The organism is Ligilactobacillus agilis (assembly GCF_025311475.1).
Taxonomy (GTDB): domain Bacteria; phylum Bacillota; class Bacilli; order Lactobacillales; family Lactobacillaceae; genus Ligilactobacillus; species Ligilactobacillus agilis.
In genome coordinates this window covers 1,808,437-1,832,500 of record NZ_CP104397.1, presented here as the reverse complement: position 1 = coordinate 1,832,500, position 24,064 = coordinate 1,808,437, and the positions used below count along the sequence as shown (strand labels likewise).

Here is a 24,064-nt window from a genome sequence, read left to right as displayed (position 1 = left end):
TTTAGAGTAATTCTTGAATATCTTTTTATAATCAAATCTTAATTTTTGTTGATTTAAATTATTCTTAAATAACCTTATAATAATGTAAATTTATTCACAATTTAGAAAAATAAGATTAAATGGTTGTGGAAAATAATTATATTTTAACTTAAAAAAGTTTATTTTTGCATCTAAGAAAACGCTTTCGTATATAATGGAGATATCACTGCAAAGGAGGTCCTGTTAAATGGACTTGAATACTAGGTCTGAAAAAAAGAAGAGTGCTGGCGACATAGCATTAGAAGCTTATAAGGAAAATCCATGCGGAAGTAATTTATTAACTTTATTTGCAGCGTATCGTCCCTTAATCCAGACGGTTATTAACCGCTTTTCTTTTAACCTTTTAGATGAAGATGATTTGATTCAAGAAGCACAAATAGTTTGCTTTAAAGCTGCCCAAACTTACCAAGAGTCTTTTAATACCAAGTACGGAACTTATTTTATCCAGTGCTTAATAAATCGCTATAATAGTTTAACTAGATTCGATGGGGCAGATAAGCGTCGGAATCAAAAACGTGACTTATCACTAGAGATGTTACTAGAAGCGGGGGAAGAAAAAATTCTTGGTTACGTTTCGACTAACGAAGGCAGTATCAGTGATGAATTAAACGAACTTATCACCAAGCAAGCGCCCGTTTTATTATCGAAGTTTGAACTAAGGGTGTTTAAACTAAAAATATTGCAAGACTATAGTGCAGCAGAGATTGCAGAGATGCTAGAAGTTACTCCTACCGCTGTGTATAATGCTTTAGGAAGATGTCATCGTAAGCTAGAGGGTTATATTCAGGGGGGCGATTATTATTATCCAAGCAGCAAGGAAGAGGCAATAAAAAAGCCCTCGCCAAATTCAGACGAGGACAATACATCTAGTAGTTAATATAAAATCGTGTTATAAGAAAGCCACTTGCCGGATTTGAACCGGCGACCCCCACCTTACCATGGTGATGCTCTACCTCCTGAGCTAAAGTGGCACTTTTGCATTACCTAAATAGTATATTATATGTAAGTAGGTAATGCAAGCAAAAAATGCAGATTAACTAAGTTTAAAAGTATGCTGACTAGTATATAAATGTGGAGCAACTTTTTTAAGGATTGGGGCAACGGGACCATTAGTAATTAAAGTTAAATTGTGCATGGCCCGTGAGCAGATGGTGTATAAAATCCCGATACTTTCTTCATCTGGGTAGTTACTTGCAGAGACATCGTAGCTGATAACATTATCAAATTCCAACCCCTTAGCAAGGTAAATAGGCAAGATAATTAAGCCGCTTGGTAATGCCCGGTCACCGTCTGTTAATAAGTGGGTGTTAAAGTCACGGTGTAGTTGTTCATATAAGTACTTGCTTTCAGCTAAGTTTTTAGTAATTAGTGCTACCTGTTTGGAGTCGGTTAACCTTAAAGTCACTTCCTTTTTAAGACTGGCTAGACTCTCAGCAGCATTCTGGGTGAAGATTAGCTTAGGTTTAGGACCTGGACGGCTAAAGGCGATGATTTTATCTCCATCGGGTAAAAGGGCCTTCATAAAATTAGTTATTTCACTAGTTGACCGGTAACTCTTATTCAAAGCAATCAGGCGTGGCTTTTTGGCGGCTAGACTAGTAGCGAGTTTTGTCAACATGGTTTGAGCTTGCATCAAGGGATTAAACAGGGCTTGTTCCCCGTCGCCTAGAAGTGTTAAGTTAGCCTTAGGAAAGACGTGCTTCAGGTAAATAAGTTGAGCACTAGAGTAATCTTGAACTTCGTCGATAAATAGGTGCGCAATCGTATTATTTTGACCTTCTCCGGTGATTAAATCACGTAGGTACAATAAGGGGGCCGCATCTTCTAGCGCTAAGCGATGGTATTCCAAATTTTGGTTAAAAGTAGCCGCTGCTTCTGGAAGGTGGGTAGTCAAGAAAGCCGCGTATTGCTCATAGATATCAATGAAGTGATTGTTGTAGATGGCATCGTAAATAACAGCAAATCGTTCTTTAACAATTTGTTTTGCAATGTACTCTACTTCTGCAGCCACCTCTTGAAAAGCTCCACGTCTTTTGGTCCCCAGGTACTTATGGTACTTGGCATCTGACAATGAGTCTACCTGCTCTAACACCGCTTCGCTTTGTGCTTCTTGATTAATTCTATGCTTAAGTTGCTTAATCAAGAGATTCTTGGTTTCTAAAAAGCGGTGGGTAATTTTCATAGCGGCTGGTAGTGAAGCGAAGGTTTCGTAAATTTCTTCCTTGCTAAAAAAGACGTGGCCATCTAACAAAATATCCGTGAAACAAAGCTTAGAGGAAGTTAGGGCGTTAACATATTTTTCAAGTTCACTCATGAAAGTGGCTGCTTCCTTCTTTGCTTGTAGTGCTTGGTTGCCCAGGCTTAACGATTCCTTACGTTCGTAACGTTCAAAGAGACTTTCAACCTGTAAGCCTTGAAAACGTTGGCTTAAAAATTCTGCTAAGGTTAATTGGCGCATATTCCGTTCCCCTAGGCTAGGTAGCACTTCTGAAATATAGTGACTAAACAGCCGGTTAGGTGAGAAGAGGATAATTTGATCCGCAGCCAAGCTAGTCCGGCTATGGTAGAGTAAAAAGGCAATCCGTTGGAGGATAGCAGAAGTCTTACCACTACCAGCAACTCCTTGAACTAAGAGCAAGTCGTGCTCAGTATCCCGAATAATATCGTTTTGTTCACGCTGAATGGTGGCAACAATGTTACGCATATATTCGTCGCTTTGCTGCCCTAGGACACTTTGTAAAATTTCGTCTCCCACTGTTTCGTTAGTATCAAACATATTTGTAATTTGACCATTAACAATGGTAAATTGCCGCTTCTTTTTAAGCTCTGCGCTTTGTATTCCCCCAGGGGTTTCGTATTCAACTTGACCGAGAGTCCCGTTATAGTAAATTGATGAGATAGGTGCACGCCAATCGTAGATTAAAAAGTTCTGGTGGTCATCAACCAAGGAGGCGGTACCAATATATAAAGTCTCAGCCTGGGATTCGCCAGTTTCTAAAATGTCAATCCGGCCGAAGTAAGGGGATTTTTTTAGCTGCTTTAAGGTAGTCAATTGCCGGTTTAAAATTTCCTCATCGGCAACATTTTTAGCAACCAATTGCTTTTGCTGTTGAACTTCCGCGTTAGTTTCCATGCGGTCATCAACTTCTAAGGTGTTAATGCGAGCATTTTGTACGTAGTTACGTTCAACAGAAGAGAGTTCCGCCTTGGCTTTAGCGTGGGCAAGCTCAGTTGTTGTTAAACGCTCAGCAATAACTTGTTCAACCTTGTCAACTCGTACTTGTTCAGCTGGTTGTTCTGGGTGCATTAAAATTCCTCCCTTTTAGGTGTCAGTTTTTATAGTAACACGCAGTGAGGTTAGATGCTAAAATTTAGTTTTATCGGTAGGGATAAAGGACACGTCGGTATCGATAATTCCAAAACGGTGCATCATGAGCTGTTCAATTTTTTCGGCCAGTTGGTAGCTGCTTAAAACAGTCATTTGGGAATCGACGACCAAAACTAAGTCAAGCGTAATGATATTTCCGTTATAGTGGGCCTTGAGTTCGTCAACTTCAACAATTTCAGGAAAAGTTGCTAAAACTTGGCGGTATTGTGCTTCTGCTTCGGGATCGAAGTAGTCAGCTAGATTCAAACTGCTTTCCCAAAAAATACTAATGCCTGAATAAAGAATGAAGAGGCCAACTAAGACTCCACCAGCGCCATCCAGCCAAGTAATTTTAAAAACTAGGGCGCCTAGAATCGAGACAAAGGTGGCGATACTCATCCAAGCGTCGCTAAGACTATCCTTGGCGGAGGCAATAAGTGCCGCATTTTGGAGTTTTTTGCCGGCTTGTTTGTTATAGTACCAAACGCCCAACATAATGGCGCTCGCAATTGCTGCTCCTAGTAGGGCCATTCTATCAGGAATCAGATGTTTAGCAGGATTTAAGAGGTTACTAATACCGGCTAAAATTACCCCTAAAGAAATTGCTACCATGATAATTCCTGTAACTAAGGTAAAGATGGTTTCATAGCGAAAACGGGTAAATTGTACGCGCTGATCATTGCCCCGTTTGTGAAGAGAAATTTTGGGCATAGGAGTTAGGCCAGCGATGTCGTCGTCGTCAATGTCACGCGCGATGTGCAAGCCAACCATCAATAAAATCGTTGAAATAATTCCAGAAAGGTTATTGAAGGCATCCGCCCGTAGCGTTTGTGAGTGGCTGATTATCGCTAAAACGTATTCAATTATGGAAATTAAAAAATAAGCCCCGAGGTTAAGAAAGAGGTGGTGGAGTGCGGCGGTTAACTTAGCCAACTCCTGACTTTGAATTTTTTCCCAAAGTTGATATTCTTTTTCCAAGTGGCGGTCAATATTACGCATAAAAATCACTTCCTAAACGTCTTTAATTCTAGCACCTAGATTGCTAAGAAACAAAAATCTTTAACTTGTTGAAAAATCAAGCGCGGTCGGCTAAAATAAAAGTAATCTAGGCTTAGATAAGTAGGAAGCTAAGACAGAGATAGGACGGTAGCTGAAAAGTCCTAAAGCTGACCGAAGTGGGCTAAGCTAAGTTTACAAATTAATAAGATTGTTTTTGAGTGGCAAGTTAGACTTGCAATATAGGTGGTACCACGGCACTGTCGTCCTATTAGGGTGATGGTGCTTTTTTATGTAAATGGAGGTTTTTTTATGACAAGCAAAAAAGTAATTTTAACGGGTGATAGACCCACTGGTAAGCTGCACTTAGGGCATTACATTGGTTCATTACGTAACCGGGTAGAAATGCAAAATTCGGGTAAATATGAGCCCTTTATCATGATTGCCGACCAACAAGCTTTGACTGATAATGCCCGTAACCCCGAAAAGATTCGTAATTCTTTAATCCAAGTGGCACTTGACTACCTTTCAGTCGGCTTGGATCCTGCCAAATCGACTATTTTTGTCCAATCACAAATTCCGGCTTTGGCAGAATTAAACTTGTATTACCTTAACTTGGTAACCGTTTCTAGGCTAGAACGTAACCCGACGGTTAAGGCGGAAATTCAACAAAAGAATTTTGAACGCTCAATTCCAGCAGGCTTCTTCACCTATCCAGTTAGCCAAGCTGCCGATATTACTGCCTTTAAGGCGGAATTAGTTCCTGTTGGTGACGACCAAGAACCAATGTTAGAGCAAACTCGTGAAATCGTGCGGACGTTTAATTCCATCTACCAAAAGCAAGTTTTAGTCGAACCAGAAGGGGTCTTCCCGCCTAAGGGGATGGGACGCCTCCCAGGTTTGGATGGTAATGCTAAGATGAGTAAGTCGCTTGGAAATGCCATCTATCTTTCCGATGACGCTGATACTTTGCGCAAAAAGGTAATGTCAATGTACACTGACCCTAACCATATCCACGTTGAAGATCCAGGGCAAGTTGAAGGCAATATGGTCTTTACCTACCTTGATGTTTTTGATGACGATAAGCAAAAGGTTGCCGAACTAAAGGAACACTACCAAGCTGGGGGACTAGGGGACGTTAAGATTAAACGTTATCTAAACGAAGTTTTAGAGGCTAAATTGGCTCCAATTAGGGCTAAGCGGGCTGAATACGAAGCGGATATTGCAGCAGTTTACCAAATGCTAAAAGAAGGTAGTGCTAAGGCTAACGAAGTTGCTAACCAAACGCTAGCAGAAGTTAGGGCTGCGATTGGGGTTAATTACTTCGATTAAAAAACGGGGGTAATCAAATGGAAAATGTGGTAATACTTGACTTGGGCTCTAATTCTACCCGCTTATCAATTAATGAGGTAACCAATGGTTCCTTTAGGGAAGTTAGGCGCCAAAAAGTGATGACCCGGATGGCAGAAGGGATGGGGAAGACTTTAGGCGAAAAAGTCCTCAAGAAAGCAGCGATTGAACGGACGCTAGCTGCTTTAACCGACTTTAAAAAGGAATATCAAGACCTACCCAACTTGAAGGTGAAGGGAATTGCTACTGCGGCCGTTAGAGCTGCTAGCAATAGTCAAGCTTTTTTAAACCAGGTCAAAGAGTTAACTGGAGTCGACGTAGAAGTCTTATCCGGCGATGCCGAAGCCTACTATGACTACGTTGGGGTTAAGAACTCGCTTAAGTTAAATGACTTTATTCTTTGTGACATGGGGGGCGGTAGCTTTGAATTAGCGGTCGTTAAAGACGGGCAAGCCGTCAATTTGGCAAGTATTCCCTTTGGGGCGGTGAGTCTAACCGAGCGCTTTAATGCCCAAGATTTGCTGTCAGCTAAAGACCTATTTAGGTTTCAAGGCTTTGTTCAAGGCTTATTTAACGAGCAATTATGGTTATTAGAAGGGCGTTATCTTCCACTAGTGTTATTAGGTGGGGCTAACCGGACGGTGGCTCGGACTGAGATGATGCGTCGGGGCCAAAAAAACCTTGATGAATTCCATGGGGTTAAGATGTCTGCCCGCAGTTTCTTAAATATTTACACTGACTGGTTAGGCCTTAATTTTAGCCAACGCCAGGAACGGTTGGGAGTTGAAGCAGACCGGGCCGACATTATATTAGGCGGTCTGACACCAATCGCACAGTTGATACAGCAATTAGACATTCCCGAGCTAATTTTTTCTGAAAGTGGTGTCCGGGAAGGAATCTTGTATTCGATGGTAACTGAATAAGAAAATCCCCTCAGAGCACTTCAGTATGCTTGTGAGGGGATTTGCTTATTGGTAGGTCCAATCTTGGTGGAAGTATTTCATCGATAACTTACTGAGGGTACCGTTGTCTTGGAGCTGCTTTAATTTGTGGTTGATTTTCTTTTGAAGCCGAGGCTTTTTAAAGCTTGCAACGACTAGGGATTGCGAGGTTAACTTAGGGTCACTAATTTTAGTTAGCACCTGGCCCACTTGTTTTTGGTCAGTCTCATCTTGAGCAGTTACTAACTGGGGGTTGGTAGCTAACAGCTGATTGTACTGATAGTCGGTCAAGATTGCAGCTTTAATTTTACCTGTATTCAAGGCCGTTAGTAAAGCAGACTCGGTTGCGAATCCTTGGGGCTTAGTGGCTAAAGTCGTCAGCAAGGCATGGTGGGGGTTATTTTTTAGGTAACCCACTTTTTTTTGATTTAATTTCAAAATGCTCTTTGTTTTGCTATCATGACGAGTAAATAAGACGTTAGCAGGGTGTAAGAAACTTTGTGAGTGGCTCATTTGTTTAGAAAGTAAACTAACATCACAAATAATAAGGTCAACTCGCCCCTTTTTTAAGGCAGTTATTAGCTGGGAGTTAGATTTTTGGGGGATAACTTTAACTTTGGCAGCGAGTTGCTGACTTAAAGCTAAATCAAAGCCGGAATGGTTTTGAATAGTATAGGGGGGATTGTTAGCGAGGACCCCCACTTTTAAGCTATTAGCAGTGGCTGTGAGTGAAGTTAATCCTAAAAACAGGCAGCAAGTAGCTAGTAGCAAGGTTAAAAAACGTTTCATGATATTGTCCTTTCGATTTTCTAGAAACAAATTTTTCTTAACTTATTATATAATATAACTGAGTATTTTCGTTTTAAAATTAACCAAAGAATTAGTGAGGGTATAAGTGTGTCTGGATTTAAAAAGTATTATCAAAAGCCTTGGGCCGACCGGCTGCAAGTTTTACAAACTGAGCAATTACTAACCGCTGATCAACTAGCAAGCTTAAAAGCGGTGGCGGTAAATCCCGAATTGGGAGAAACAATGATTGAAAACTTTATTACTAGTTACTCCTTACCAGAAGGATTGGCCTTAAATTATATGATTGATGGTAAAGACTATGTGGTGCCGATGGTGACTGAAGAACCGTCTGTCATCGCGGCTAGCAGCAATGGTGCTAAGCTGGTTAAACAGGCAGGCGGGTTTAAAACTAACTTAACGGAACGGTTAATGATTGGCCAAGTGGTCTTAGAAAATGTAGTTGCTCCCACCGAACTAGCTACAAAGTTAAAGAAAGCTGAAGAGCAGCTTTTACAGGTAGCTAATGTAGCGCACCCCTCAATTGTAAAACGAGGTGGCGGAGCGCGCTTTATCCGGGTCCGGATTTTGGCGGCTGACCTAATTTCGCTGGATTTGGCGGTAGATGTCAAGCAGGCAATGGGGGCTAACATGCTGAATACCATGTTAGAGGCGGTGGCAGACTACGTTAGGACTAATTATCAACAAGAAATTTTAATGAGTATTTTGTCTAATTATGCTACTTCCTGTTTGGTGACAGCTCACTGCCAAATTCCGTTAGCGTTACTGGCAACCAAACAGCTAGCTGGCAAAGAAGTAGGCCAAAAGATTGCCCAAGCTAGTCGGCTAGCCCAGCTAGACGTTTACCGGGCAACTACCCATAATAAGGGCATCATGAACGGAATTGATGCCGTCTTGATTGCCAGTGGGAATGACTGGCGGGCGGTTGAAGCGGGGGTACACGCATATGCTGCAAGGGATGGTCAGTATCGTGGTCTTAGTGAGTGGCAAGTAGTCGGTGATAATTTGGAAGGTAAGTTGACCTTACCCTTACCGGTTGGCTTTGTGGGCGGTTCGATTGGAATTGTTCCCTTAGTTAAACTTAACCACCAGTTATTACAACTAGAAAGTGCAGAGGAATTAGAAAAAATCTGTGTTAGCGTTGGTTTAGCCCAAAACCTAGCGGCGTTAAGAGCCTTGGTAACTGAGGGTATTCAGAAGGGCCACATGCACTTGCAATTAAAATCACTAGCTGTTAGTGTGGGGGCCAAACAAGCAGAGCTTGCCCCTTTAATTTCTGCACTAGAATCAGCTGGGGTGCGTGATTCTAATAGCGCCAAACGATTATTAGCCGAGTTACGACGAAAGGAAGATTAGTTAATGGTAGAAGTAGTTTTAAACGAAGCAGTCACAGACTTAGTTAAGCAGGTTCAAGAAATTCATCCTGGTGAAATTAATTTTAAGTATCACGATAAAAAGGTTGGTTATCTAAGGCACGATCAAGCACAAGAGTATGTAGATAATGGTCAAATTACGGTGGAAGTCTTTGATTTGACTAACCCTAATTACACGATTGCCCATGAATTATTACACTTTTTATTGCAGTTTAAGCAGCTGCCCCGGATTTCATTTAACGTAACCAGTGGTAATCAAGCTTTAGATGAACGCATTATGGTAACAGCAACGGAACTATATGACAGTCTGCTTCATTTTCGAGTTTACGAACAACAACGGCAGTTAGGCTTGGTGGATGAATCCGTCGAGGAGCTTTACTTTAAAGGAGTCTTGGCTATTTTGAATCCAGAGCCTAAGGATCAAAGGGATTCATGGATGGTCTTACGGACTTTAACCTTGTTTGATTGCCTCATCTTTTTTAAGGGACAAGAAGAAAGTATTTTACCAAAATTACAAGAGTTATATCCAGAGTCACTCCAAGCTGCTCAAAAGCTCTATCAAATAGCGACGGCTAAAGAGTTAAAATCTGCCTTTGCTTTGCGGCGAGCGATTGTAAAAGTGTTTGCCGCCTTTGATGAACAGCTTCAAGCCTGGAACTTAATGAAAATGAATCTAAATGAATTTGTGACGTTGACGGCTGTTTTGAGTGAACGGCAAAGTCGTTTGCAAATTGCCCAAGTTTTTGAAATTTATCACTCTGTTTTCCAAGATAATACAGTCTTTAAGGATGCTTACATTGGGCGCTATCAAGGAGATCAACAGAATACATTTGTTTTTACCGTTCCAAAGGGACAGGACAAAGAAGTATTTGCCAAGGTTTATGAAAGTAAGGTTAGTGACTATTTACAGGCTAACGGCTTTTATTACCTAAAACGTTAAGGGAAAGAAGGATGGTTATGACCCAGTTAAATGATTTGTTAACCACTGCCAATAGAATTGTCTTTTTGACTGGGGCCGGGGTATCAACGGCTTCGGGGATTCCTGATTATCGTTCTAAAAATGGGCTTTATGCGAATAAAAGGCGGCCTGAGTACTTATTGAGTCACACTTGCCTAGTTAAAGAGCCAGAAGTTTTTTATGAATACTTAAAGGCTAACCTCTACTACCCTAAGGCCAAGCCCAATATTATTCACGAAAAGATGGCAGCCTTTACTAAGGCCAAGCGGGCAACAATTATTACCCAAAATATAGATGGCTTACACGCTAAGGCTGGTAGCGACTTAGAGCGTCTAGTTGAATTTCACGGTAACCTCTATGACCTTTACTGTCAAAAGTGTGGTCAAACTGTAACCTATAAAACCTACCTCGAGAATATGTACCACCAAGATTGTGGGGGGATTTTGAGGCCGGACGTTGTTTTGTATGAGGAAGGAATTAAGCAAGCAAGGCTAAACCAAGCACTAATAGCTTTAAGCCAAGCCGATTTAGTAGTTGTATGTGGGACTTCTTTTGTGGTTTATCCCTTTGCTGGTTTAATACAGTATCGTTCACCTAAGGCTAAGGTGGTGGCCGTCAACAAAGAGGTGATTAGTTTACCTAGTGACGGGATTATGATTCAAGGAGACGCGGTTAAAGAATTTGCGCAAGTTGATAACCCGTAACCCCGTAATGTTATGGTATACTAATAGTTAGCTAAAAACGTAATTGTGAAAGGAATTGAAAATATGGCTGAAAAACCAACATTTTATATTACAACGCCAATCTATTATCCCTCTGGGAAACTTCACATTGGTAATTCATACACAACGATTGCATGCGATGTGTTAGCACGTTACAAGCGGTTGCAAGATTTCGATGTTTTCTTTTTAACTGGAACCGATGAACACGGTTTGAAAATTGAACAAAAGGCTAAGGCCCTTGAAATGACCCCCCAAGCTTATGTAGATAAGATGGCTGCTGATATTAAGGCCTTGTGGAAACTGTTAGATATTTCAAACGATAAGTTTATTCGGACCACTGATGATTACCACGAACGTGCGGTGCAAAACATTTTTGAGAAATTATTGGCTAAGGGAGACATTTATCTCGGTAAATATGTTGGTTGGTACTCAGTGTCCGATGAAGAATACTTTACGGAATCACAGTTAGCTGAAGTTTACCGTGATGAAAACGGCAAGATGATTGGGGGCAAGGCCCCTTCTGGTCATGAAGTTCAATTGGTTGAAGAAGACTGTTACTTCTTTAAGATGAGTAAGTATGCCGATAAATTAGTGGAATACTACAATGCTCACCCTGACTTCATTATTCCTGAAAACCGCAAGACTGAGATGTTAAATAACTTCATCAAGCCAGGGCTCGAAGACTTAGCCCTAACGAGAACTAGCTTCAACTGGGGTGTCAAGGTGCCAAGCAATCCTAAGCACGTTGTTTACGTGTGGATTGATGCTTTATGTAACTATATTACGGCCCTTGGTTATGAAACCGGGGATGATGAGAGCCTCTTTAAGAAGTACTGGCCTGCTGACGTTCATATGGTTGGGAAAGAGATTGTTCGTTTCCACACTATTTACTGGCCAATTATTTTGATGGCCCTAGATTTACCATTACCAAAGCATATCATTGGCCATGGTTGGTTACTGATGAAGGATGGCAAGATGTCTAAGTCTAAGGGCAACGTCGTTTACCCAGAAATGTTGGTTGAACGTTATGGGTTAGATGCGTTACGTTATTACTTGATGCGCGCTGTTCCATTTGGAAATGACGGTATCTTTACACCGGAAGATTTTGTGGGGCGGGTTAACTATGACTTGGCTAACGACTTAGGAAACTTGTTAAACCGGACGGTAGCAATGATTAACAAGTACCGCGCAGGGCAAGTACCGGCCTTTGTTAGTGGGGTAACAGCTTTTGATGCTGACTTAGAAGCATTGGCGGCTGAAACGATTAAGGCTTATGAAGCCGAAATGGAAGCTGTTAAGTTCTCCAATGCGCTAGATGCTTTATGGAAGTTTGTTTCCCGTTCTAACAAGTATATTGATGAAACGGAACCATGGGCGCTAGCTAAAGACGAAACTAAGGCGCAAGAATTAGATAGTGTCCTAGCTCACTTGGTAGCTAGCTTACGCTTGATTGCGGTCTTATTACAGCCTGTCATGACAAAAGCTCCTAAGGAAATTTTCCACCAATTAGGTCTAGGTGAAAACCTACCTGCTATTAAGGGCTTGGCTTATGCTGACTTAGAAGTAAGTCAAGTGATTGCTAAGGGGCAACCTATTTTCCCACGGCTTGAAGTTGAAAAAGAAGTTGAATACATCAAGTCCAAGATGACTGCCAACGAAAAGGCTAAGGGCCGTAAAGCAATGGCCCAGAAAGCCGCGCAAGGTTTTGACCCAACTACGACAACGCTCAAGTTGACTAAGGATGCAATTAGCTTTGATAAATTCGACAAGGTTGAATTAAAGGTTGCTAAGATTAAGGAAGTAAGCAAGGTAGAGGGTGCAGATAAGCTACTGAAGTTCCGCTTAGATGCTGGTGATGAAGGGGACCGCCAAATCCTCTCAGGAATTGCCCAATGGTATCCTAACTTCGAAGAATTAGTTGGTAAAAACGTAATTGCAGTGACAAACTTAAAGCCACGCAAGATGCGGGGAGAAGTCAGTCAAGGAATGCTTTTATCAGCTGAATTTGGTGAAACGGTACAGTTAATTACGGTACCAGAAAATATTCCTGCAGGGTCGCTTGTAGGCTAGACAATTCTAAAACTAGGTGGTAGTATCTTTAAAGTTACGACCACCTAGTTTTAGTAATTTTAAATAGAGGTAAAAGTAAATGAAGATATTTGATTCACATACCCATATTAATGCTCGTTTTTTTGCTGGCGATGAATATGATGCAATTAAACGCGCACAGGCCTTTGGAGTCACGGCCATGCTCTTAGTAGCTTACGATGATTATTCTGCCACCCAGATGCTAAAGCTATGTGAACAATTTCCTAACATTTATGGTGCGGTTGGAATTCATCCGGATGATGCCTTGAATTATGATGATGCTAAGGAAAACTGGCTAGAAACAATCTTGGCCCACCCTAAAGTAAAAGTTTTAGGCGAAATTGGCCTGGATTATCATAATGAAGTTGATCACCAGGTTCAAAAAGAAGTCTTTCAGCGCCAACTACAGCTAGCAGCTAAGCACCAGCTACCAGTGACTATTCATAATCGGGATGCAATTGCTGATACTTACCCAATTTTAAAGGCTAGTGAGCTAGGGCGCTTTGGCGGAATTATGCACAGTTTTAATGGAAATCAAGACTGGGCTAAAAAGTTTTTGGATTTAGGAATGTACCTGTCTTACAGTGGGGTAGTGACTTTTGGTAACGCTAAGGAAGTTAAACAGGCGGCGCTAAGTACCCCTTTAGATAGGATGCTAGTTGAAACGGATGCTCCCTACCTAACCCCTTTGCCATTTAGGGGGCGGGCTAATGAACCGGCTTTAACCCGCTACACGGTGGAGTTTTTAGCGCAGGAATTGGGTTTGAGTGCGGCTAGTCTAGCTAGCAGAACGTATCAAAATACAGAAAGAATTTTGAGGATTAATGACTGAAGAAAGAATGAAAATTAGAGAAGTTATCGTAGTGGAAGGTAAATCTGATACTAAGCGTATTCAGTTGGCAGTTAATGCCGACACCCTGGAAACGCGGGGGTCAGCAATTAGCGAGGAAACCTTAGAACAGATTGAAGAGTTGCATGAAAAACGGGGGGTAATTGTATTTACTGACCCCGACTATTCGGGCGAAAAGATCAGAAAGACTATCAGGGAGGCAGTCCCTGGGGTAAAACACGCCTTTTTGAACCGGCGGGATGCGGCTCCCGACCATAAAGGTAGTTTAGGAGTGGAACATGCTAGTTTAGAAGCAATAAGAGCGGCTTTGAAGAACCTCTATACCGAAGATGTCGCGGCCCCTATTCAGATTAGTCGTGAAGACCTAGCACTTGCTGGCTTAATTTCTGGTCCAGAAGCTAAGAAAAGACGGCGGCTTTTGGGAGAGTATCTACACATTGGTTATACCAACGGCAAGCAACTCTATAAGCGGCTTAACCTATTTCAGATTAGTCCCGAAGAATTTGCGGCTGCTTTGAAAGAGATTAACGAAGGAGAACAAAATGGATAACAACTTACCTGAAATTGCTTCACCAACAAGAACGCGGGCAATTATGGAAACCTACGGCTTGACCTTTAAAAAAAGCCTAGGCCAAAATTTTTTAACGGATATTAATGTCTTAAAGAAAATTGTGGCTGCAGCTGAGGTTAGTGAAGCTGACGATGTAATTGAAATTGGTCCTGGAATTGGGGCATTAACAGAACAGTTAGCCAAGTCAGCCCACCAAGTCTTGGCCTTGGAGATTGATGACCGGCTACTACCAGTTTTAAAAGAAACATTGGCTCCTTATCCTAATGTCGAGGTTATTCACCAAGATATTTTGAAAGCTAATTTGAAGGAGTTAATCGCTGAGCACTTTGATGGCCAGCACCGGTTAAAAATTGTTGCTAACCTGCCATACTACATCACCACCCCAATTATTATGCACTTACTAGCAACTGAACTTGCCTTTGACCAAATCGTGGTGATGATGCAAAAAGAAGTTGCTAACCGCTTAGCGGCTCAACCAGGTTCTAAGGATTATGGTTCACTCTCGATTGGAGTTCAATACGAAATGGATTGTCAGGTTGCTTTTATTGTTCCGAAGACGGTATTTGTTCCCCAACCTAAGGTTGATTCGGCCATCATTTCTTTAACTAAAAAGAAGGCCAAGGAGTATCAACCTCAAGACGAACGCTTCTTCCACCAGTTAGTCCGGGGAGCCTTTATGCATAGACGCAAGAGTCTGTGGAATAATTTACAGGGCTTGTACGGCAAACAAGCTGAGGTCAAAGAAAAGCTAAGTCAAGCACTGGCGCAGGCGGAAATTGAACCGAGCGTACGGGCAGAACGCTTGACCATTGCAGATTTTGTCCGCTTAGCAGATTGTTTATTAGCTACTGGGGTAAAAGTTAAATAACGAAGTAAAGCGCACCGGCCGTTCATGGTCGGTGCGCTTTACTTTGAGTTAAGGTCTACTTGTTCAAGCTCTAGTAATTGTCGTTTGAATGCCTTCCCTGCGCGAAAATCTCCTAAGCTACCGTCGGCGCGGATAATACGGTGACAGGGGACAATTATTAACAGAGGATTTTTAGCAACCGCAGATGCTACTGCACGACTGGCATTGGGCTGGGCAAGTCGTGTGGCTAGTTCTTGGTAGCTAAGGGTTTGCCCATAAGGAATCTGAGTTAATTGTTGCCAAACGCTCTGTTGAAAGGCGGTCCCGACTGTAAAATCTAGGGGGACATTAAAACTGTGCGTTGCTTTTTTAAAATATGCGTCCAACTGTGCTTGAGCTGCCAGTAAAATCGAATTAGAAGTAGTAGGGGTTAGTGTAGCCCGCGGGTAAAAAGAAACTAATTCTTGAAAAATGCCGTCGGGGCTGCCTACAAAACATAACCCAGTGGAGCTGGCGGCTAAGTAGTAGCTATGGTCAGCGATTGTAACACAGGTATAATCCATTACGATCCCTCTTTCTTACTAGTGGCACTTAAAGGGCGTACTAGGTAAACTTCATCACAAAAACCACGCAGACTGTTGTAAATATGTTGGGCACGTGAATACTTTTGGGTAATTCCAAAAACGGTTGGGCCACTTCCGCTCATTTGGGCGGCATCCGCACCGAATTTGAGCATTTTAGTTTTGATTCTAAGGATATCTGGATGTTTTTTGGAAGTGATTGGTTCTAAAACGTTCCCCATTTTAGCGGTAATTTGAGCGTAATCTTGTTTTTTTAGGGCGGAAACAAGGCCGGTGACGTCAAGATGAGCTAAGTTTGAATAGTCAATCTGTTTTAAAATCGTGGGTGTTGAGACGCTGGCTTTGGGTTTAGCAACAATAATCCAAAGGGAAGGGAAATCGCCGAGGGGGTTAATTAACTCACCTTTGCCAGTAACTAAAGCAGGTTCGCTGTAGACACAAAAAGGGACATCCGAGTCAATTTCTAGACCGATTTGGGCCAGTTTAGCCTTAGATAGATTCAGGTTCCAAGCCTGATTTAAAGCGCGTAAAACTGCAGCGGCATCACTTGCCCCCCCACCCATGCCAGCTGCAACTGGAATGTTTTTCTTGATAATGATTTCAACCCCTTGGTCGACCTGGTAGTCTTGTTGGAGTTTTAAAGCCGCTTGGTAAGCTAGATTTCTCCGGTCACAGGGAAGAAAGCCACTATCTGTTAAAACCGTGATTTGTTTGGATGTGGGGATTGTCCTGACTTGGACATAGTCAGCTAAATCAATTGCAATCATCACCATTTGCCATTCGTGGTTGCCGTCGGCATGGCGAAAAGGTGTATCGAGGCTGAAATTTAATTTAGCTGGAGCTTTTTCGAGAATCTCCATAACCTCACCTTTTTTTCTAAATTTATGTTAGTCCTATTATACTAATTTGCAAGCGGGGGCGCAAACGTAGAGCAAACAAAAAGAACCAAGCGCAAGGCTTAGTTCTTATGAAGGTTAGTTATTTTCCAGCAAGCTTTGGAAGCCGCTTAGGCTGAGGTTAGGTTCAACCCTAACCCGACTTAAACCATAAAGGCCTCCTTCGTTATTAGCTAACCCAGGAATGGTGGTGGTAGCAAGCTTATAGCCGGCACGTTTCGTAGCTGCCAGGGTGTCGGCATTATGTTTACCGGCAGGGTAGCAAGCATAGATGGTATTTTGGTGAAGGTTTTTGTTTAACCAAGTCCGTGATTGCTTCAGTTCATCGTACTGAGCGCTAGGTGAAAGTGCGGCCAAATCGGAGTGGCTAACTGTATGACTTCCGAACGAAACCAAGCCACTAGCCTGCATTTCCTTAATCTGGTCCATGGTCAATTTGTTAGCCTGACCGTTTTTAATTTGGTCGGTAATTAAATTAATCGTGGCTTTTAGGTGATACTTCTTTAAAGCCGGAAAGGCATTCGTGTAGTTGTCGCGGTAACCGTCGTCTAAGGTAATCCAGACAATCTTTTTAGCGGGCACTTCGTTTTTAGATAAGACCCGGTAGGCTTCCTTGTCGCTTAAAGTGTAGTAATGATGGTCTTTAAGCCACTTCATTTCTTGGTCAAATTCATTGGCAGGAACTCGTAAGGTATTACCGTTAGATTCGGAAATACTGTGGTACATTAAAATTGGAAAAGAAACCCGCTTATCTTCTTTAACCCAGGTAACCTTTGCTTTTTTAGAGCTAGTCTTAGCTTGTTTGTTAGTTTTGTTAGCTTTTTGACTAGCTTTCTTTTCCATCGCGGTGATTTTAGCTACCTGTTTTTGATGTTGGTTATCGGCATACTTCTTGCAGGCAAACCCAATCCCCGTAACTAGGACCAAAGCAACTAAGGTCCAAAGAATAATTTTTCCTTTTGACATAAAAAAACTCCCTTTATTAGTAGGCTAACTTCTATTCTAGCATAGTGGTTAGTGCTGCAAACTAAATTTGTTAAAAATAAAATTAAAAATAACTGAGAAAAAATACTTGACTAATTAAAAAAGATAGCTTATATTATAATCATTCAAGTAGAGGAGTGGTTTAAATGTTAAAGAAAACGACTTTACAATTGAATAATTATTACTACTTCTATTTCTTTAGGAAGGGTTTGTAGCCGACTATGCACGGGTGCAAACCAGCTCAGCTAAGTTTGCACCTGTGAGAAATAGAAACACTTTTGATATGTTCGACTCACAGGAGAAATGATAATCTGTGGGTCTAGTCCAAACCATTAATACTAGTAACTAAACCTGAGGATTATCATCACTGATAGTACTCAGGTTTTTAATTTAAATGGAGGATGTAGAGATGACAATTAGCAAGAAAGATTTCACCTTAAATATTTTGAATGGAATTAGTCTAGGGGTGGTGGTGACCTTAGTACCCGCTGCACTAACCGGGCAGCTGATGAAGGCTTTATTAGGTGTGTTTCCACTGGGAGCGGCAGTTATTTCGATGACTAACTTTACGATGTCCTTATTGGCCGCTGTGTCTGGTTTTTGTGTCGGGCATTTATTTAAGTTTAATATGATTCAAACCAGTGCCGTGGCTGCCGCAGCAATGATTGGAGCGGGGGTTATTAAACAAACGACTCAGGGCTTTGTTTTAAGTGGGACAGGTGACGTAATTAACACGGCTTTGACGATTACGGTAGCCGTATTGGTTGCTCAGTTTATCGGCAATAAATTTAAGAATTACACGGTGTTGCTATTGCCCTTGTTAGTAATTGTGATTGCAGGTGGAATTGGGTTGACGACTTTACCTTTCATTAAGATGGTAACAACTTTCATTGGAATGGCGATTAAAAACCTAGTTACTTTACAACCAATTTTGATGGGAGCTTTGATGGGAATGGTCTTTGCTGTTTTAATTGTTTCGCCTATTTCATCAGTGGGGATTGCAACTGCCGTTGGTTTGAGTGGAATTGCAGCCGGAAGTGCTAACTTAGGGATTGTAGCCGGAAGTTTTACGCTAGCAATTATGGGAAGTTCGGTTAACTCCTTAGGGACAACCTTAGCTCACTTTGTGGGGACGCCTAAGATTCAAATGGCTAATATGTTAGAAAAACCCTTCTTGTTTATCCCGGTTATGATTAATGCAGCCGTTTTGGGGGCGATTGGCGCAATTTTCAATATTCAAGGAACGGCAATGAGCGCCGGTTTTGGCTTTAGTGGTTTGATTGGGCCGATGGCTGCCCTAGGGGCAATGAAGGTGGATGGGGCCGCCTTAGTCTTAGTAACAATCCTTTTCTTGATTTTACCAATTTTATTAGGGTTTCTTGCCAAGTATGTTTTTGTTAAAAAGACTAAGCGTATTGTTCCCAAAGACCTCCTAATTCAGGTTTAAGTTAGGGTTAGGACGAGAGAAGCTGAACTAAAGGAGCTTATCCTTTTAGTTCAGCTTTTTGTTTTAAGTTAGCCTTGACTAATGAGGGGGACAATGCTAATCTAGTAAAGTTGCAGTATTGCCGAACGTTAACTCCGGCAGTTAATAAGGTTAAATAATGAGGCTTAAACAGAGCCGTTTAGAAATAAAAACGAACATTTTTAATAAAATGTTTAAAAAAGCTAGGAAAACACAAAGAATTAACGTATAATAGCAAAGTAGATTAGATTATATATTTGGGGAGGACTTAGTTAGGTGAAAACCAGAAGAAGCGATCGATTAATTGATATGACCCGCTATTTGTTAGAGCGGCCACATACTTTAATTTCACTGACTTTTTTTGCGGATCGGTATGAATCCGCTAAATCGTCAATTAGTGAAGATTTATCTATTATCAAGCGGACCTTTAAGTACCGGGGCATTGGCATTTTAGAAACCATTCCTGGAGCAGCTGGTGGTGCACGTTATATTCCGTCAATCTCAGAAGAAGAAGCCCGGAAGTTTATTACCGACATGACTAAGGAACTTTCGGAAAAGGATCGACTTTTACCAGGAGGGTATGTCTACCTGTCAGACTTATTAGGTCGGCCGGACGTTTTACGGCAAGTAGGTCGGGTGATTGCCCGTCAATATATTGACAAGCAAATTGACGCCGTAATGACAGTTGCAACTAAGGGTGTGCCTATTGCACAAAGCGTTTCTAGTTACTTAAACGTTCCCTTTGTAATTGTTCGGCGTGATTCTAAGATTACGGAAGGTTCAACCGTTTCCGTTAATTATGTTTCAGGTTCTAGTGAACGAATTGAAAAGATGGAATTATCTAAGCGGAGTCTTAAGCGGGGCTCGCATGTCTTAGTCGTTGATGACTTCATGAAAGGCGGCGGGACTGTTAACGGGATGAAGAGTATGATTGAAGAATTTGAATCTAAACTCGTTGGGATTACCGTTTTTGCTGAAGGAGCTTTTGAAGGTCACCGCATGGTAGACGAGTATACCTCCTTACTTAAAGTTGATAAAGTTAATACCTTGGATAAGGCAATTCATGTTAGTCCAGGGAATTACTTAGAAAAGGTTTTTGAACAAACAGACTCAAAAGCAGATTAGTTTAAGGGGTCAAAAGTCAAAGTAACGGTCTTTGGCTTTTGACCCCTTTTGCTTTGTGTTATAATCAAGCCAAGTAGACTAAATTTTTAAAGGAATGGATTATTAAGATGACAGCAAAATATGCAATTATCTTGGCTGCGGGTCAAGGTACTCGGATGAAGTCTAAACTCTACAAAGTATTACACCCAGTTTGTGGTAAACCAATGGTTGACCACGTGTTAACCCAAATTGAAAAAAACGATATCGATGAAATTGTTACGGTGGTCGGACATGGGGCTCAAAAAGTAGAAGCAACATTAGGAACTCGAACCCAATATGTTCTGCAAGCCGAACAATTAGGGACGGGGCATGCGGTTTTGCAAGCAGAAGCTTTGTTGGGCGATAAAGAGGGGATGACGATTATTGCCTGTGGTGATACCCCGCTATTTACTGCTAAAACATTCGAAGAATTGTTCGAATACCATAAGTCTAAGGGAGCCGTTGCAACTGTTCTAACCGCTACAACCGACAATCCATTTGGTTATGGACGGATTATTAGAAATGAAATTGGGATTGTTGAAAAGATTGTGGAACAAAAGGATGCCACTAAGGAAGAAGCGGCGGTAACGGAAATTAATACCGGGGTTTACTGCTTTGACAATCAAGAATTGTTTCACGCGTTACACCAAATTAAAAATGATAACGCCCAAGGTGAATACTATTTAACAGACGTTATGGAAATCTTCAAGAAGGAAGAAAAAATTGTAGCTGCTTACCGGATGAAGGACTTTTCAGAGTCAATGGGGGTTAATGACCGCTTGGCTTTGGCGAAGGCAACTGCAGTTATGCAAAAGCGGATTAACGAAACTCACATGAAAAATGGGGTAACCTTAATCGACCCAGCCACTACTTATATTGACGTTGATGTTAAGATTGGGGCCGACACTGTGATTGAACCAGGGGTACAGTTAAAGGGCCACACTGTAATTGGGAGCGATTGCCATATCGGGGCTCATTCTGAGATTAGGGATTGTGTCTTGAAGGATGGTGTTACTGTGACTGCCTCCTTCTTAGAAGAAGCCGTAATGCATACTGGCTCAAACATTGGCCCTTACTCTCATTTGCGTCCGCAAGCTGATATTGGCGAAGGCGTTCATATTGGAAACTTTGTGGAAGTTAAGAAAGCACAAATTGGTAAGAATACTAAGGTAGGCCATTTGACTTACGTCGGGGATGCTACCTTAGGAAAAGATATTAACGTCGGTTGTGGGACTGTCTTTGTCAACTATGATGGCATTAACAAACACCATACTAACGTAGGCGATTACTCCTTTATCGGGAGCGGCTCTAACATTATCGCCCCTGTCCAAATTGCTGATCATGCTTACGTTGCCGCTGGTTCAACGGTTACAGAAGATGTAGATGCGCACGATATGGCGATTGCTAGAAGCAGACAGGTTAATAAGAAGGGCTACTTTGATCATTACCCTGTTGCCCAAGCGGCTGCAGAAGCTGAAAAAGCCGAAAACAAATAAGATTTTTTTGAGAAAAACTAATGAAAGCTTGATTTTGCCGAAATAAATGAATAATATTATTAGTGGATAATACTAAAAAAACTGGAGGCTGCTATGTCTGAACAAAATGCTGGGTCCAATTTAAAGATTTTTGCTTTGAACTCAAATAAACCATTGGCTGAAAAAATTGCTGCTGCTGTTGGCTTACCATTAGGAAAAACATCCGTTGATCGTTTTAGTGATGGTGAAATTAGGATTAACATTGAAGAAAGTATTCGTGGGGATGAAATCTTCATCGTTCAATCTACCTCTGCACCGGTTAACGATAACTTGATGGAATTGTTAATCATGATTGACGCTTTGCGCCGGGCTAGTGCCGATAAGATTAACGTTGTCATTCCTTATTATGGTTATGCTCGTCAGGACCGGAAAGTACGGTCACGGGAACCAATCACTGCTAAATTAGTAGCGGATATGATTGAAAAAGCAGGGGCTGATCGGGTGATTGCCCTTGATTTACACGCTGCTCAAATTCAAGGTTTCTTTGACGTGCCGGTTGACCACTTAATGGGGGCACCACTATTAGCTGATTACTTCTTGACTAATGGTTTGGAAAAGGATGCAGTCGTAGTTTCGCCTGACCATGGTGGGGTGACACGTGCCCGTAAATTAGCTGAATTTTTGAAGGCGCCAATCGCAATCATTGATAAGCGCCGCCCTAAGGCTAATGTGGCTGAAGTTATGAATATCATTGGTTCCGTTGACGGTAAACGTTGTATCTTAATCGACGATATGATTGATACCGCTGGGACAATCACTTTAGCTGCCCAAGCCCTAAAGGATGCCGGAGCAACTGAAGTTTACGTTTGTGCAACTCACCCTGTCTTTTCTGGTCCTGCAATTGAACGAATCGAAAAATCACCAATTAAGCAAATGGTGGTGACGGATTCAATTCAATTACCTGAAGAAAAGCAAATTGATAAGTTAGTACAAGTTTCCGTAGGGCCATTAATTGGGGCAGCTATCAAACGGATTCATGAAAACAAACCAGTTAGTCCTCTTTTCAAGAACCGTTTCCGTGGAATTGAAGCTGATCAAGACTAAGAATTAGATTTGAAGTGACAGTTATGAAAGCAATGGCTTTTGTAACTGTTATTTTTTATAGCAAAATTAAGGAAGGGATGGCAGATGGTGCAACTAGTAAGAATTACTGATGACAATCTGGCTGATGATATTTACAAGGAAGTAACTGCCGCTGGGGTGGATTTCTTTAGTAGTGACAAGCAGTATTTGTGGGCCATTACTTTTAGAGGGAAAATAGTGGGGCTGGTCAGCCTTTATAATCTAAGCAGAACAAGTGCAGATTTGGGTTATTGGATAAAAAAGACAGCCCGACGCCAAGGTTACGCTAAGCAAGCCGTCGCACAAGTAGTTTTTTTAGCGGCCCACGACTTGGGGTTACAGACAATTCACGCCGTTGTTAGGAGGGATAACTTAGCTAGCATCAGTATTATTAGAGCTAACGACTTTGAACTTAGTCTTAAGATGGGGGCTTATTGTGAATACGTATTAAAGTTAGCCAGCAAAAAAAGCTGGAAAGTAATTTTTCCAGCTTTTAGTGACTAGTCTGATTCAGTGACCCGTTTAACCAAGGAATAACGCTTTGCTTCCTCTTTTTCGCTATCTAGGGCAGCTTGCTCATCAAAGATGACAAATGGTTGTCCGTCTTTTTCTTGGACGACTAGGACTGGTTTTTTTGCCTTGTGGTGATAGATTTGGGCAGCAACGTAGGCCTTGTTAAAATCAAAGTCACTTGCAATTGCTTGACCTGGGTTAAAGAAGACATTTTCACTCATGAAAATCACATCCTTTTAGTTACTACCCTTATTTTAGCACAAAGCTCTTAGCTAAAGAATTGCTTAGCAATTTGGTTGAAAGGTTTAATTGGTGCGGGACTATCTGAGTGAGGTAAAATTTGTTTTTCCATCCAAACCATGTCGTACCAGCGGTCAAATTTATAGGCGCATTTATGGAAATGGCCACACAAGTTAAAGCCACGCTTCTCGTGGAAGTTAACGCTAGCTAAGGTTACGTGGGGATCATCTTTGGTACGAGGGTAGGTGATGCAGGCGTTGAGGTTAGTAATATTTTGAGCCTTGGCGATGTCCTCTAACAGCGAGTAGAAGCGACTTCCTAGGCCTTGCTTTCTCATCGTGGGAAGTAAGTAAATGGAGAGTTCGGCCGACCAATCGTAAGCATTGCGGTAGTTAAAAGCAGAAGCATAAGCGTAGCCGACAATTTTATTAGCTTGGACGGCGACAATAAAGGGATAGCGTTCTAGTGTTGTGGTAATTTTAGTTTGGAAATCCGCAATGCTAGGAACAACGGTGTCCAAGGTAATAGCAGTTTGCTCGACATAGTGTGCATAAATTTGGAGGATTTCAGCAGCATCACTACTATGCGCGATTCTAAAGGCAATCGGAGTCATGATAACTGGTCCCTTCTTTCATTAATAAATTATGATTAGAATATAACATTATTTGAAAATTTGGCAAGTAAAAACTTGCTTTGAGATCGGTTTGAGTCGTAAGATAACGGTAAACAAATTATT

At 41.6% G+C, this 24,064-nt stretch carries 23 protein-coding genes and 1 tRNA gene; 15 read left to right on the top strand and 9 right to left on the bottom strand.

What is annotated here, in order from left to right; all coding sequences use genetic code 11:
- The first annotated feature begins 226 nt into the window (after positions 1-226).
- Positions 227-916: a sigma-70 family RNA polymerase sigma factor gene (locus N4597_RS09210; protein WP_170091883.1), complete on the top strand. Its 690-nt coding sequence runs from the start codon at positions 227-229 to the stop codon at positions 914-916.
- A 21-nt stretch (positions 917-937) separates the two neighbouring features.
- Here N4597_RS09210 and N4597_RS09205 read toward each other — a convergent pair.
- The 3 genes from N4597_RS09205 to N4597_RS09195 all read right to left on the bottom strand — a co-directional run bounded on the left by N4597_RS09205 (position 938) and on the right by N4597_RS09195 (position 4,405).
- Positions 938-1,010: transfer RNA gene (locus N4597_RS09205), tRNA-Thr, on the bottom strand.
- A 62-nt stretch (positions 1,011-1,072) separates the two neighbouring features.
- Positions 1,073-3,346: an RNA polymerase recycling motor HelD gene (helD, locus tag N4597_RS09200; protein WP_260903565.1), complete on the bottom strand. Its 2,274-nt coding sequence runs from the start codon at positions 3,344-3,346 to the stop codon at positions 1,073-1,075.
- A gap of 57 nt (positions 3,347-3,403) precedes the next feature.
- Entirely contained in the window at positions 3,404-4,405 is a 1,002-nt protein-coding gene (locus N4597_RS09195; RefSeq protein ID WP_167589698.1) for a cation diffusion facilitator family transporter, read from the bottom strand.
- A gap of 309 nt (positions 4,406-4,714) precedes the next feature.
- On the opposite strand from N4597_RS09195, the gene trpS reads away from it, so the two are divergent.
- Both trpS and N4597_RS09185 read left to right on the top strand, forming a co-directional pair.
- Positions 4,715-5,734 (top strand): tryptophan--tRNA ligase, encoded by a 1,020-nt coding sequence (gene trpS / locus N4597_RS09190; RefSeq protein WP_056976842.1) that lies wholly within the window; start codon positions 4,715-4,717, stop codon positions 5,732-5,734.
- 17 nt (positions 5,735-5,751) lie between these two features.
- Positions 5,752-6,675 carry a Ppx/GppA family phosphatase gene (locus tag N4597_RS09185; RefSeq protein ID WP_172577740.1) on the top strand — a complete coding sequence of 308 codons (924 nt, stop codon included), beginning with the start codon at positions 5,752-5,754 and terminating at the stop codon, positions 6,673-6,675.
- A 45-nt stretch (positions 6,676-6,720) separates the two neighbouring features.
- Here the strand turns inward: N4597_RS09185 and N4597_RS09180 are convergent, their stop codons facing one another.
- Positions 6,721-7,482 carry a transporter substrate-binding domain-containing protein gene (locus N4597_RS09180; RefSeq protein ID WP_260903563.1) on the bottom strand — a complete coding sequence of 254 codons (762 nt, stop codon included), beginning with the start codon at positions 7,480-7,482 and terminating at the stop codon, positions 6,721-6,723.
- 108 nt (positions 7,483-7,590) lie between these two features.
- Here N4597_RS09180 and N4597_RS09175 point away from each other — a divergent pair, with 108 nt between their 5' ends.
- The 7 genes from N4597_RS09175 to rsmA all read left to right on the top strand — a co-directional run bounded on the left by N4597_RS09175 (position 7,591) and on the right by rsmA (position 14,930).
- Positions 7,591-8,856, top strand: a complete 1,266-nt coding sequence (locus N4597_RS09175) for a hydroxymethylglutaryl-CoA reductase, degradative (RefSeq protein ID WP_260903560.1) — start codon at positions 7,591-7,593, stop codon at positions 8,854-8,856.
- Positions 8,857-8,859: 3 nt separating this feature from the next.
- Positions 8,860-9,813 (top strand): IpaB/EvcA family protein, encoded by a 954-nt coding sequence (locus tag N4597_RS09170; RefSeq protein ID WP_260903559.1) that lies wholly within the window; start codon positions 8,860-8,862, stop codon positions 9,811-9,813.
- 17 nt (positions 9,814-9,830) lie between these two features.
- Entirely contained in the window at positions 9,831-10,535 is a 705-nt protein-coding gene (locus N4597_RS09165; RefSeq protein ID WP_172583964.1) for an NAD-dependent protein deacylase, read from the top strand.
- A gap of 63 nt (positions 10,536-10,598) precedes the next feature.
- On the top strand, positions 10,599-12,623 hold the full coding sequence (metG, locus tag N4597_RS09160) for a methionine--tRNA ligase (RefSeq protein WP_260903558.1): 2,025 nt from the start codon (positions 10,599-10,601) through the stop codon (positions 12,621-12,623).
- Positions 12,624-12,702: 79 nt separating this feature from the next.
- Positions 12,703-13,473: a TatD family hydrolase gene (locus N4597_RS09155; RefSeq protein ID WP_204773421.1), complete on the top strand. Its 771-nt coding sequence runs from the start codon at positions 12,703-12,705 to the stop codon at positions 13,471-13,473.
- 7 nt (positions 13,474-13,480) lie between these two features.
- The gene (gene rnmV / locus N4597_RS09150; RefSeq protein WP_147628730.1) at positions 13,481-14,041 is read left to right on the top strand and encodes a ribonuclease M5; all 561 of its coding nucleotides are present in this window, start codon (positions 13,481-13,483) and stop codon (positions 14,039-14,041) included.
- Positions 14,034-14,930: a 16S rRNA (adenine(1518)-N(6)/adenine(1519)-N(6))-dimethyltransferase RsmA gene (gene rsmA / locus N4597_RS09145; RefSeq protein ID WP_167589707.1), complete on the top strand. Its 897-nt coding sequence runs from the start codon at positions 14,034-14,036 to the stop codon at positions 14,928-14,930. Before rnmV ends, rsmA begins: the two co-directional genes overlap by 8 nt.
- Before the next feature lie 38 nt (positions 14,931-14,968).
- On the opposite strand, the gene N4597_RS09140 is transcribed toward rsmA, so the two are convergent.
- The 3 genes from N4597_RS09140 to N4597_RS09130 form a co-directional block, all read right to left on the bottom strand.
- Positions 14,969-15,472: a methylated-DNA--[protein]-cysteine S-methyltransferase gene (locus tag N4597_RS09140; RefSeq protein WP_170091874.1), complete on the bottom strand. Its 504-nt coding sequence runs from the start codon at positions 15,470-15,472 to the stop codon at positions 14,969-14,971.
- Positions 15,472-16,350, bottom strand: coding sequence for a 4-(cytidine 5'-diphospho)-2-C-methyl-D-erythritol kinase (ispE, locus tag N4597_RS09135; protein WP_260903557.1), 879 nt, complete (start codon positions 16,348-16,350; stop codon positions 15,472-15,474). The genes N4597_RS09140 and ispE overlap by 1 nt, the downstream gene beginning before the upstream one ends.
- A 114-nt stretch (positions 16,351-16,464) precedes the next feature.
- Positions 16,465-17,352, bottom strand: a complete 888-nt coding sequence (locus N4597_RS09130; protein WP_260903555.1) for a polysaccharide deacetylase family protein — start codon at positions 17,350-17,352, stop codon at positions 16,465-16,467.
- Positions 17,353-17,764: 412 nt separating this feature from the next.
- Here N4597_RS09130 and N4597_RS09125 point away from each other — a divergent pair, with 412 nt between their 5' ends.
- The 5 genes from N4597_RS09125 (at position 17,765) to N4597_RS09105 (ending at position 23,079) form a co-directional block, all read left to right on the top strand.
- Positions 17,765-18,817 (top strand): PTS sugar transporter subunit IIC, encoded by a 1,053-nt coding sequence (locus tag N4597_RS09125; protein ID WP_371864174.1) that lies wholly within the window; start codon positions 17,765-17,767, stop codon positions 18,815-18,817.
- A 294-nt stretch (positions 18,818-19,111) separates the two neighbouring features.
- The gene (gene purR, locus N4597_RS09120; RefSeq protein ID WP_056976829.1) at positions 19,112-19,960 is read left to right on the top strand and encodes a pur operon repressor; all 849 of its coding nucleotides are present in this window, start codon (positions 19,112-19,114) and stop codon (positions 19,958-19,960) included.
- Positions 19,961-20,067: 107 nt separating this feature from the next.
- Positions 20,068-21,474 (top strand): bifunctional UDP-N-acetylglucosamine diphosphorylase/glucosamine-1-phosphate N-acetyltransferase GlmU, encoded by a 1,407-nt coding sequence (glmU, locus tag N4597_RS09115; protein WP_094130513.1) that lies wholly within the window; start codon positions 20,068-20,070, stop codon positions 21,472-21,474.
- A gap of 93 nt (positions 21,475-21,567) precedes the next feature.
- Positions 21,568-22,557, top strand: coding sequence for a ribose-phosphate diphosphokinase (locus N4597_RS09110; RefSeq protein ID WP_050610837.1), 990 nt, complete (start codon positions 21,568-21,570; stop codon positions 22,555-22,557).
- Positions 22,558-22,641: 84 nt separating this feature from the next.
- Positions 22,642-23,079 (top strand): GNAT family N-acetyltransferase, encoded by a 438-nt coding sequence (locus N4597_RS09105; protein WP_260903551.1) that lies wholly within the window; start codon positions 22,642-22,644, stop codon positions 23,077-23,079.
- On the opposite strand, the gene N4597_RS09100 is transcribed toward N4597_RS09105, so the two are convergent.
- Positions 23,076-23,309 carry a hypothetical protein gene (locus N4597_RS09100; protein WP_056976825.1) on the bottom strand — a complete coding sequence of 78 codons (234 nt, stop codon included), beginning with the start codon at positions 23,307-23,309 and terminating at the stop codon, positions 23,076-23,078. The genes N4597_RS09105 and N4597_RS09100 overlap by 4 nt on opposite strands.
- A gap of 47 nt (positions 23,310-23,356) precedes the next feature.
- Positions 23,357-23,941, bottom strand: a complete 585-nt coding sequence (locus N4597_RS09095; protein WP_056976824.1) for a GNAT family N-acetyltransferase — start codon at positions 23,939-23,941, stop codon at positions 23,357-23,359.
- Positions 23,942-24,064: the final 123 nt, after the last annotated feature.